Origin of the sequence: Nocardioides sp., assembly GCF_047607365.1 — a bacterium.
Classification (GTDB): Bacteria; Actinomycetota; Actinomycetes; order Propionibacteriales; family Nocardioidaceae; genus Nocardioides.
In genome coordinates, this window is record NZ_JASGDD010000061.1 from 1 (window position 1) to 10,662 (window position 10,662).

At 72.8% G+C, this 10,662-nt stretch carries 10 protein-coding genes; 3 read left to right on the forward strand and 7 right to left on the reverse strand.

Annotated features, from left to right (window positions below; translation table 11 throughout):
• Positions 1 to 485: 485 nt before the first annotated feature.
• Positions 486 to 2,147: a diguanylate cyclase gene (locus QM572_RS05325; protein WP_415090812.1), complete on the reverse strand. Its 1,662-nt coding sequence runs from the start codon at positions 2,145 to 2,147 to the stop codon at positions 486 to 488.
• A gap of 64 nt (positions 2,148 to 2,211) precedes the next feature.
• Positions 2,212 to 3,387, reverse strand: a complete 1,176-nt coding sequence (locus QM572_RS05330) for an alpha-hydroxy-acid oxidizing protein (RefSeq protein WP_415090814.1) — start codon at positions 3,385 to 3,387, stop codon at positions 2,212 to 2,214.
• Between the two features lie 386 nt (positions 3,388 to 3,773).
• Between QM572_RS05330 and QM572_RS05335 the strand changes: the two genes are divergently transcribed.
• Positions 3,774 to 4,151, forward strand: a complete 378-nt coding sequence (locus QM572_RS05335) for a hypothetical protein (protein WP_415090816.1) — start codon at positions 3,774 to 3,776, stop codon at positions 4,149 to 4,151.
• Here QM572_RS05335 and QM572_RS05340 read toward each other — a convergent pair.
• The 5 genes from QM572_RS05340 to QM572_RS05360 all read right to left on the reverse strand — a co-directional run bounded on the left by QM572_RS05340 (position 4,124) and on the right by QM572_RS05360 (position 8,827).
• A complete protein-coding gene (locus QM572_RS05340) occupies positions 4,124 to 5,644 on the reverse strand; it encodes a lipase family protein (RefSeq protein ID WP_415090818.1) in 1,521 nt (506 codons plus the stop codon). The two genes, QM572_RS05335 and QM572_RS05340, sit on opposite strands and share 28 nt — an antisense overlap.
• 63 nt (positions 5,645 to 5,707) lie before the next feature.
• Entirely contained in the window at positions 5,708 to 6,130 is a 423-nt protein-coding gene (locus QM572_RS05345; RefSeq protein WP_415090820.1) for a type II toxin-antitoxin system VapC family toxin, read from the reverse strand.
• Positions 6,127 to 6,411, reverse strand: coding sequence for a type II toxin-antitoxin system VapB family antitoxin (locus tag QM572_RS05350; RefSeq protein ID WP_415090822.1), 285 nt, complete (start codon positions 6,409 to 6,411; stop codon positions 6,127 to 6,129). The genes QM572_RS05345 and QM572_RS05350 overlap by 4 nt, the downstream gene beginning before the upstream one ends.
• A gap of 68 nt (positions 6,412 to 6,479) precedes the next feature.
• Positions 6,480 to 7,532 carry an aspartate-semialdehyde dehydrogenase gene (locus QM572_RS05355; protein ID WP_415090824.1) on the reverse strand — a complete coding sequence of 351 codons (1,053 nt, stop codon included), beginning with the start codon at positions 7,530 to 7,532 and terminating at the stop codon, positions 6,480 to 6,482.
• A 2-nt stretch (positions 7,533 to 7,534) separates the two neighbouring features.
• Positions 7,535 to 8,827, reverse strand: a complete 1,293-nt coding sequence (locus QM572_RS05360) for an aspartate kinase (RefSeq protein ID WP_415090826.1) — start codon at positions 8,825 to 8,827, stop codon at positions 7,535 to 7,537.
• Positions 8,828 to 8,927: 100 nt separating this feature from the next.
• Between QM572_RS05360 and QM572_RS05365 the strand changes: the two genes are divergently transcribed.
• Positions 8,928 to 9,353, forward strand: coding sequence for a BLUF domain-containing protein (locus tag QM572_RS05365; RefSeq protein ID WP_415090828.1), 426 nt, complete (start codon positions 8,928 to 8,930; stop codon positions 9,351 to 9,353).
• Positions 9,343 to 10,662, forward strand: a 1,320-nt coding sequence (locus tag QM572_RS05370) for a diguanylate cyclase domain-containing protein (RefSeq protein ID WP_415090830.1), incomplete at its 3' end; no start/stop codon positions are given. The genes QM572_RS05365 and QM572_RS05370, both read left to right, overlap by 11 nt.

Sequence of the window (10,662 nt, forward strand, 5' to 3'; positions counted from 1 at the left end):
CGTGGCGGGGGTGCCGGCGGCCGCGGCGCCCGGGGGCGCGACGGCGGAGCGCGACGCCTGGGCGCCCGGGGTGGCCTGGGCGGGCCCGACCGGCTGGACGAGGGCGAGCAGGGCGATGCCGAGCAGCGCCACGAGCGTGAAGCGGGCAGCGCGCAGCCCGATGATGGCAGGGGGCATGACGGTCTCTCACAGCGACGCCTGCGAAGGTGGACCTGTCGGGCTCGGACTGCTGGTGTCCGGGCTCCCTACGACGATCTCGAGAGAGAGCCTTAGCCCCGAGCCGCAGCGGTGCTGCGGCGTACTTCCTGGCGCCCCCGCGTCCGTGACCACGACCAAACCTCGGTGTCTCCCCCGGCGAGTCACGGACCTCGGCGCCACCGGAGCGATCGCGTCGTTCCTGAACGCGACCTGTGGACTATGCCATCGACGGCCGCGACCTCGTCAACTCGGCGACGTGTGAGGCATGTCGCACGGACGCGCGGGCGTCAGTCGCCCGCGAGCTCCGGAGAGGCGGTCGGCACGGCGGCGCCGGAGCGCGGAGCGGCCGCCGCTCGCCGAGCCTTGACGGCGTAGAGATCCTCGTCGGCGAGGCGGTAGAGCGTCGTGGCCGCGCCCGTCTCGGCGGGTCCCATGCGCCCGGCGGCGACGCCGACGGCGATGCTGACCTCCAGGCCGGGCGCGACCTCCGACCACGCCGTCCCGGCGACCGCCGCGGCCATGGCGACCGCGCGCTCGCGGATGCGCTCGGCGTGCCCGTGACCGTCCGCGGTCAGCGGCGAGGTCATGAGGACGGCGAACTCGTCGCCGCCGATCCGGAGGCCGACGTCGCCCTCGCGGACGCTCTCCGCGATGATCGCCCCGATCCGTCGCAGCACCTCGTCGCCGACGACGTGGCCGTGCTCGTCGTTGACCTGCTTGAAGTCGTCGATGTCGATGAGCAGCAGCGTCGCCAGGTGCTCGGCGACCGGCTCCTCGAGCAGCCACTGGTCGAACCGCCTCCGGTTTCCCAGGCCGGTGAGCGGATCGCGGCTCACCTCCCGGGAGAGGCGGGCGTGCTCACTGGCCAGCCGCAGCTCGTCGATCCGCGCCCGGGCGGCGGCGAGCAGGCCCGCGCGGGCCGTCCAGCGCAGGTCGCAGACCAGGGCTCCGTAGTCCCGCTGCGCCCGAGACGACTCGTCCGGCTCCGCGGGAGCGAGCACCTCGGCCCGCGCCCAGGCGTGGAACGCGCGGGCCCCGGCCGTCGCCTCGCTCGTGTCCGTCCCCCGTGCCATCGACCGGCGCGCCTCCTCGACGCGGCCGAGCCGCAGGAGGCCCAGCGCCATGAAGCCGGCGAGGTAGGGCAGCACCTCGGGGTCCGCGGAGTCCGCCATCACCTCTCGATGCGCGGCCAGCCGCGCGAGCAGGTCGTCGGGCTCGGCGTCCACGCGCTGGCCGAAGGAGAGCAGCACGAAGAGCAGCAGGTCCTTGACGGTCAGGGCGTCGAGCCGCCACAGCTCGGGCATGCCGGGGTTGAGGAGCGCCGCCTCGGCAGCCGACTCCGCGGAGCGGAGCAGGTCGAGAGCCTGGACCTCGTCGCCGTGCTCGAGCAGCCCGGCCGCCCACGCCAGCCGGATGACGAAGCGGTTGCAGTCGGTGGCGGACAGCTGGCGCTCGGACCGCTCGCACTCGGGGGCCAGGGCGGCCGCCAGCTCGTTGAGGTCGTCGGCGAGCTCCCACAGGTTGAGCGAGCTGTAGACGCTGGTCAGCATCGTCCACACCATGCACCGCTCCTCGGGCGCGACGTCCTCCGACATGAGCGAGACCGCCAGCCCCGCGTGGGCGACCAGCCTCTCGCCGTCCCCGACGGCGGCGTCGCACATCGCCAGCAGGGCGTGGGCGATCCCGCGGAGGCCGTCGTCGCCGAGGGCCTCGGCCCGGCGCACGAGGTCGTCGCAGGCCAGCAGCACCGCGTCGGAGCGGGCGTCGTGCAGGACGTCGTGGAAGACCGTGAAGGAGGCCGCGAGGAGCGCGAGCCCTGGATGTCCGGCGGCGTCCGCCTCGGCCTCCAGCGCCACCAGCCGGTCCCGCGCGTCGCGATGGCCCACGTCCTGGGCGGCCATGAGCAGCCCGTAGGCGCGGTCCCGCAACGCGTGGCTGGGATCGGACATGCCTGCATACTCGCAGCCGAGCGAGGCCCTGTCCCGCGAGCTGGAGAACGTCAGCTGGAGAACGTCAGAGGGCGAAGGTCGCGCCCGCGAGATCGCGGACGGCGCGATAGCCGTTGAGCCCCATCGTCAGATCCGCCTCGGCGAGGATCCAGCGCAGCAGGTGCTCGATCCCCCCGGACGGGTCCTCGCCGGCCGCCGCGGCCGCATAGGCGTAGGGCCGACCGATCCCGACGGCGGTCGCGCCGAGCGCGAGCGCCTTGACCACGTCGACCCCCGACCGGATCCCCGAGTCGAAGAGCACCGGGAGCTTCCCCGCCGCCGCGACCACACCCGGCAGGAAGCCGAGAGCCGGAGCGCTCGCCGCCTGCCGGCCGCCGTGGTTGGAGCAGTAGATCCCGTCGACGCCGGCATCGGCCGCCCGGCGTACGTCGTCGGGGGAGCAGATGCCCTTGAGCACCACCGGGAGCCGCGAGACGCTGCGCAGCCACGCCAGGTAGTCCCAGGTCAGCCGCGAATTGCCGAACACCATCGCCCAGTGGGCGACGAAGGCCTCGGGGTCGTCCTCGGGCGACTTCGCCAGCCGCGAGCGGAACACCGGGTCGCTGGCGTAGTTGGCCAGGCACTCGCCCCGCAGCTGCGGGAACACGCCGTGCCGCAGGTCGCGCGGCCGGTAGCCCAGCGTCCACGTGTCGAGGGTGACGACGAGCGCCCGGTAGCCGGCGTCGGCCGCCCGGTTCACCAGGCTCTCGGCCACCTCGCGGTCGCTCGGCGTGTAGAGCTGGAAGAACGCCGGGGTGTCGCCCGCCGCCGCGACGACGTCCTCGAGCGGGTCGGACATGAGCGTGCTCCCGACGAGGGGTACGCCGGTCGCGGCCGACGCACGCGCGGCGGCGAGGTCGCCGTGCTGGTCCTCGGCGCACACGCCGATCACCCCGACCGGGGCCATGAAGACGGGGCTCGGCAGGGTGAGGCCGAACAGGCTCACGCTCAGGTCGCGATCGGCCGCGCCGGCGAGCATCCGCGGCATGATCCCGCGACGCCCGAACGCGGCGACGTTGGCCTCCTGGGTCGACTCGTCGCCGGCGCCCCCGGCGACGTAGTCCCACAGTCGCGGGTCGCGAGCCGTCAGCGCCGCCTCGGCCCGCCGCTCCAGCTGGCGGAAGGAGAACGGGTGGACCGGCTTCTCGCCCGCGAGGCCGGCGAAGTAGGTCCCCAGCTGCCAGTCCGCGAAGTTCCCCATGTGCGGGACGCTACTCCGTCGGGTCCTGTGACGTGGCACACTCGGGGCTCATGGGGTCAGACGGACACCGGGAGGATCCGGGGCGCTCGCTCGAGGTGGGGTTCCCGCGCAAGCCCAAGCAGCCGAAACGGCCGAAGCGATCCGGGGAGAGGTCGCCGAAGGCGCCGCGCACGCGCCCGGCCGCCTCGTCCACCCCGGCGCCGGAGGAAGCCGCCGGCGAACGTGCGCCGGAGGCGGCCACGGAGCCGCTTCCACCAGTGGTCGTCGCACCCGAGCCGCCGCGGGTGGCGCGGACACCCCGGGCACCCCGGGCACCCCGGGCACCTCGGACACCTCGGGCACCCCGGACACCTCGGCCACCGCGCACTCCACGGCGGGCGTGGGGCGTGGTTCCCGCCTCGGTGCTGACCGGCGTGGTCGTCGGCCTGGCCCTGGTCGCGGCGACCTACGGCAGCCTCCAGGGCTGCGAGGCGATCCGCGGCGCGCGGACCTGTGGCGGCGCCGGGCTGCCGCTGCTGATGGTGATCTTCGCCCTCGGCGTCGTCCTGGGCGCCGTCCTCCTCCGGGTGCTCGCGCACACGCGCAGCGCCGCGTCGACGAGCTTCCTGGCCGTCGCGTTCGTGACGGTGGTGTCCCTGCTCTTCCTGCTGAGCGCGCTCGACGACTGGCCCGCGCTGCTGATCGTGCCGGTGCTCTCGGCGATCGGCTACGCGGGCAGCTCCTGGGTCACGACGACCTACCTCGAGACCGAGCCGAAGCCGTAGCGGCGACTGCCGACGCCGGGCACGACCACGGTCACGCGCACCCGCTTGCCGCGCCAGGCCCGCCTCACCTTGAGCCGCGGGCTGGCGCCCTGCTTGACGACCCGCTTCCCGACCGTCCACGTGTAGGTCGCGGTGCCGCCGCTGACGCGGGTCGGGCTGACCGCCACCCACCGTCCGGCCCGGGCGTGCTTGCGGAGCTTCTTGCTCCACGACAGCACGTGCGGCGTGACCGCGGAGGCCTGCGTCGAGGAGGCCACCGCCTGGATCGGCGCGAGGGAGTTGCCGGCCGCGATGGAGTCGCAGTCGGTCGGAGCCGCGATTCCCGCGAAGCGGGACGTCAGCCAGGTCATCGCCGAGGGAATCCACTGGGCGGTCGCGGTGAAGTGGGAGAGGGCGTACTCGTCGTACTGCACGGTGACGCCGCGGTCGCAGTACTGCTTGGCCAGCGCGCGCACGTCGCCGGCGATCATCACGCCGTCCCCCGTGCCGTAGTCGGCGCTGGCCTGCGTGCCCTCCAGCTCGCCGCCGGTGCCCTGGCCGATGAACATCGGCGAGGTCGGCGTGCCGCCGGTGCCCATGATCAGCCGGTTGGCGAGCTCGACGTAGGGACCGACGGACTCCGGGACGGCGTACTCGGGCTTGGTGAGCTGCGCCCACGTGAGCCCCGGGTAGGCGCCGAGCACCTCGGCGATGCTCGCGTCCTGGAGCTCGGCGAAGACCTGCTTGCCGTAGTCGCTGAGGTAGGGCTGGAGGTCGACGCCGAACGCGCGGGCGATGCCGACGATCGCCATCGGCGCGACGCCGGCCCAGACCTGCGAGCCGTCGATGTAGTGGAGGTTGTGGCCGGGGTGCACGAGCACGCCGCCGATCGCGGTGCCGACGAGGTCGTCGGCGACCTCCGGCGCGTACGACGGCGCCAGCTCGGCCGCCCACTCCGCGGCGATCGCGCCTCCGGAGTAGCCGATCATCCCGATGGGCGCGTCGTCGCCGACGCCGGTCGCGGGGACCTGGCGGATCGCGCGGAGGGAGTCGATCGTGGTGTAGCCGTACTCGGGGCCGGCCGCGAAGTCGGCGCTCTGACCCTCGGTGTCGGGGATGTTGACCGTGTAGCCCTGGAGCAGGAGCGGCGCGATGACCGCCGTCTCGACGTTCACGATGCCCGCGCCGAGCCCCTGCCCGCCGGCGATGACGGTCGAGGGCTGGTCGGCCGGGTTGAGCGAGTCGTAGAACGACTCGTAGGAGACCACCTTGGACGCGCCCAGCGGGACCACCGGCCGGATCACCGTCGTGACGTTGTCCACCGCCTCGCCACGCATGTTGCGGGTGCGGTAGGTGATCTGGATGGCCTCCAGCGGCAGGTCCAGCCCCTGGATCGAGTAGGACGTGGTGGTCGTGCTGACCACGTCGCCGTGCTCGGCCGTCGCCGCCTCCGCGGGTGCGGCGGCCCCGGGAACCGTCGCCACCGTCGCCCCGAGCCCGAGGACCCCTGCCACCACTGCCGTCGTGAGTCTCCGCACGGGAGGCTCAACGCTCGCGAGCCAGGAAAGTTACCTTCGTCACATCTCGTCGGGATAGACGACGTCGATCTCCTCGATGTCGCGGGTGAAGTCCTTGCGGTTGTTCGTGACGAACCGGTCCGCCCCGGCGAGCACCGCTGTGGCGAGGTGGCAGGCGTCAACGGTCTTCAAGCCGTATCGCGCACCGAGGCCGACCGCCATGACCATCACGTCGTCGTCCACCGGCCAGAGGTCGATGCGCGACAGGAGCTCCGCGAGCGTCCTCGCCTCCGCCGCGGCCGCGTCGTCGTGCGCGCTGCAACGCTGCGGCTTGATGAGCACCTCCGGCGCGAGCAGGACGGACCCCATCCCCGCGACCTCACCGTCCTGGAGTCCCTCGAACAGTGCGCGCACGCCGGGCACGGTGACCGCGCCCGACGGACTCGCGGCGTAGATCAAGACGTCCGAGTCGAAGGCGTTCACAGCGAGTCCAGGTAGTCCTGGCGCTCGTCACGGTGCCGTCGGATGTCCGCGATCAGCTCCTCCGCGCGCTCGTCGCTGATCCCTCCCCAGCCGATCGGCCGGGCACGAGCGGCGACGAGGTCGTCCTTCACCTGCCGCGCGATGCGGAAGGCCTCCGTCTCGCGTCGCCGGACCGCCTCGGCCAGCGCGGTCCGCACCGCGTCCGCCTTGGTCGTCACGCGGAGCAGCCGCATCGCGTCTGCGAGCAGCTCGTCCGGAATGTCGATCAGCGTCTTCGTCACAACACACCTCCGAGATATCGGTCAGTGTCTCGAAGATATACCCGTCGCTCGGACGTGCCAAGCGCCTTTCAGCCGCGCGCTGCCGCCACCAATTCGGCGATCTGGACCGTATTGAGCGCGGCGCCCTTGCGGAGGTTGTCGCCGGAGACGAAGAGGGCGAGGCCGCGCCTTCCCGGGACGCCCTCGTCCTGGCGGATGCGGCCGACGAAGGACGGGTCCTTGCCCGCGGCCTGGAGCGGGGTGGGGATGTCGGAGAGCTGTACGCCGGGGGCGGCCGACAGCAGCTCCGTGGCGCGCTCCGGGGTCAGCTCGCGCTCGAACTCGGCGTTGATCGACAGCGAGTGCCCGGTGAAGACGGGGACGCGGACGCAGATGCCCGAGACGAGGAGATCGGGGATCTCGAGGATCTTGCGGGACTCGTTGCGGAGCTTCTGCTCCTCGTCCGTCTCGCCTCTCCCGTCGTCGACGAGGTTGCCGGCGAAGGGGAGGACGTTGTAGCCGATGGTCCGCCGGTAGACCGCCGGCTCGGGGAAGGCGACCGCCTCGCCGTCGTACGCGAGCTCACGGGCCTTGTCGCCGGCGAACGCGACCTCGTCGGCCAGGGCGGCGACGCCGGCGATGCCGGAGCCGGAGACCGCCTGGTAGGTCGAGACGACGAGACGGCGCAGGCCGGCCTCGTCGTGGAGCACCTTGAGCACCGGCATCGCGGCCATGGTGGTGCAGTTGGGGTTGGCGATGATGCCGCGGCCGGCCTCGATGACGCCGGCGGCGGCGTGCGGGTTGACCTCGCTCACGACGAGGGGGATCGCGGGGTCCTTGCGGAAGGCGCTGGAGTTGTCGACGACGATGACGCCGGCGTCGACGAACCTCTGCGCGAGCGCGCGCGAGGCGGTGGCGCCGGCGGAGAAGAGCGCGACGTCGAGCCCGCTCGGGTCCGCGGTGGAGGCGTCCTCGACGACGACGTCGCGCCCGGCGTACGACAGCGTGGTGCCGGCGGACTTGGGCGAGGAGAGGAACCGGATCTCCTCGACGGGGAAGTCCCGCTCCGCGAGGATCTGGCGCATCGCGACGCCGACCTGGCCGGTGGCGCCGACGACGCCGATGTTCAGCCCGTTGCTCATGGTCAGCGCCCCGTCCCGCCGTAGACCACGGCCTCGACCTCGTCGGAGCCCAGGTTGAAGGTGGCGTGCGCGGCGTTGACCGCGTCGACCACCTGCGTCTCGGTGACGATCACCGAGACGCGGATCTCCGACGTCGAGATCATCTCGATGTTGACCCCGGCATCCGAGAGCGCCTCGAAGAAGCGGGCCGAGATGCCCGGCGCGCTGGACATGCCGGCGCCGACGATGGAGACCTTGCCCACCGAGTCGTCGTACTGCAGCCGCTCGTAGCCGACCGAGCCCTGGAGCTTCGAGAGCGCGGACATCGCGGTCTGGCCCTCGCCGCGCGGGAGCGTGAAGGAGATGTCAGTGAGACCCGTCGCGGCGGCGGAGACGTTCTGCACGATCATGTCGATGTTGATCTGCGCGTCGGCGATGGCGCGGAAGATCGAGGCGGCCTCACCGACCTTGTCCGGTACGCCGACGACCGTGATCTTGGCCTGGCTCCGGTCGTGCGCGACGCCGGTGATGATCGCTTCTTCCATGGCGGTGTCCTTCTCGGTGTCGTCCACGCGCACCTGGTCGGCGGGGACGACCCAGGTGCCCTCCTTCTCGCTGAAGGAGGAGCGGACGTGGATGGGCATGTCGTAGCGGCGCGCGTACTCGACGCAGCGCAGGTGCAGGATCTTGGCGCCCTGGGCGGCCATCTCGAGACACTCCTCGTAGGAGATCCGCGGCACCTTGCGGGCGCGGGGCTCGATCCGCGGGTCGGCGGTGAAGATGCCGTCGACGTCGGAGTAGATCTCGCAGACCTCGGCGTCGAGCGCCACCGCGAGGGCGACCGCGGTGGTGTCGGAGCCGCCGCGGCCGAGCGTGGTGATGTCCTTGGTCGTCTGGGAGACGCCCTGGAAGCCGGCGACGATCGCGATCGCGCCCTCGGCCAACGCGGCCGTGATCCGGCCCGGGCTGACGTCGATGATCTTGGCCCGGCCGTGCTCGGCGTCGGTGATGACGCCGGCCTGGGAGCCGGTGAAGGAGCGGGCCTCGTGGCCCAGGCTCTGGATCGCCATGGCGAGGACCGCCATCGAGATCCGCTCGCCGGCGGTGAGCAGCATGTCGAGCTCGCGCGGCGGCGGCAGCGGGGTGACCTCGTTGGCGAGGTCGATCAGCTCGTCGGTGGTGTCGCCCATCGCCGAGACGACCACGACGACGTCGTGGCCCTCACGCCTGGTGTTGATGATCCGCTGAGCGACCCGCTTGACCCCGGCCGCGTCCGCGACCGACGAGCCGCCGAACTTCTGGACGACGATTCCCACGGAGAGCAAGTCTAGAGGCGCGAGCCACCGGTTATCTCATCGGCGACCGCCAGCCGGACCGCGCTCGTGACGCCGACGAGCCGGGATCGTTGGAGCAGGCATGTACGACCGGATCATCTACGCGAGCCGTGCTGTCGCGGCACTTGGCGAGGAGGGGCTCCGGGACCTGCTGAACGTCAGCCGCGACCGCAACGGCGCCTGCGACGTGACGGGGCTGCTGGTCTACGCCGAGCAGAGCTTCCTGCAGGTGATCGAGGGGCCCGGGGCCGCGATCGAGGAGACGTACGGACGGATCGTGGCCGACGAGCGCCACCACGACATCCGCCTCCTGACCAGGGAGGGCGTCGAGGACCGCCTGTTCCCGGACTGGACCATGGGGTTCTTCGCGCCCGCGGCGCTGGCGCTGGAGCGCGAGCTCCCCGGGTACCGGCCCGAGTCGGCCTACCCGTTCGTGGCCGGCGACCTGGTCCCCAACCGGGAGGTCGCCCTCACCCTCCTCCGGCTGTGGGCCGAGGATGCCGGCTGAGCGCGGGGCCGGCGTGCCGCAGTGGGTCTCCGACGAGCTCGCACCGCTGACGGTGACGCTCGACGCCGGGCTCCGCGTCGTCTCGGCCGATGACCGGTTCCTCCGCTTGACCGGGCTGACCGCGGCCGCCATCGGGGAGGCGAGCCTCCTCGAGCTGATCGAGCCTGCCGACGTGCCCTCGGCCCTGCTGGCGGTCCACCACAGCGCGACCGGAGCCGGAGGGACGTCGCTCGACGCCCGCCTGATCGACGCGAACGGCCGCCCTCGGCGTACGCGCTGGAACATGTGCCGGGACCCCCGGACAGGGGTCATCGAGCTGTGGGGGCTCGACGTCACCGAGGAGGGCTCGCTGCGGGACGAGTGGGCGGAGAGCCGGCTCGTGGTCGAGCTCGCCACCCGGGCCGCTCGGTGCGGCGTCGTGCGATGGCGTCGCGGCACGACGCCCATCACGCTCGACGGCCAGGCGGTGACGCTCGTGACGGCGGCCGGCGCCACGGCCGGACTGTCGGCGGGCGAGGTGACGGAGCTGATCGAGGGGTGGCTGCGGCAGGTCACCGTCGCGGCCTCGCACGGGTCCACCGGGCTCCTGCCGATCGATCACTCCCTGGCGCTCGCCGACGACGTCCACCTCGCGCTGAGCGTCCAGGTGAGCGAGTGCGACGCGCGCGGTCGCGCCGTCGCCGCCGTGGGCGTGGTCTCGATCGCGGACGAGGATCGTCTCCACGAGCGACGGCCCCTGGAGCTCGTCGCCGTCGACGAGCTCACCGGGCTCCCCGACCGGCGGGCCTTCAACCGGAAGCTGGTGGCCGAGTACGACCGTGCCGACGCGGACGGGCTCGGCCTGTCGCTGGCGATCATCGACCTCGACGACCTCAAGGCGATCAACGACACCGGCGGCCACGCGGCGGGCGACATCGCACTGCGCTGCGTGGCCGACCAGCTCCGCATCTCGGTCCGCGGCGGGCACGATGCGGCCTTCCGCTGGGGTGGCGACGAGTTCGCGCTCCTCCTCGACGGGATCGACGCGGCCGCGGCCCGCCGCGTGGTGGAGCGCGCGATGCGCGGGCTGCGAGAGGCTCACCTGACGGTCTCGGCCGGCCTCGCCGACATACGGTCGTGCGCCAGTCCGGACGGGCTGATCCGGAACGCCGACCGGGCGCTCTACCGCGCGAAGCGCACGGGCAAGGACAGGGTGGTCGTCTTCGACGACGCGGCGCCCGAGCAGGCCGACGCCACCGCCGACGCCACCGCGGACGCCGGGTCGAGACGGGCCACGCCGCGACGGCCGACGGCCGCGCCGCGGGTCCAG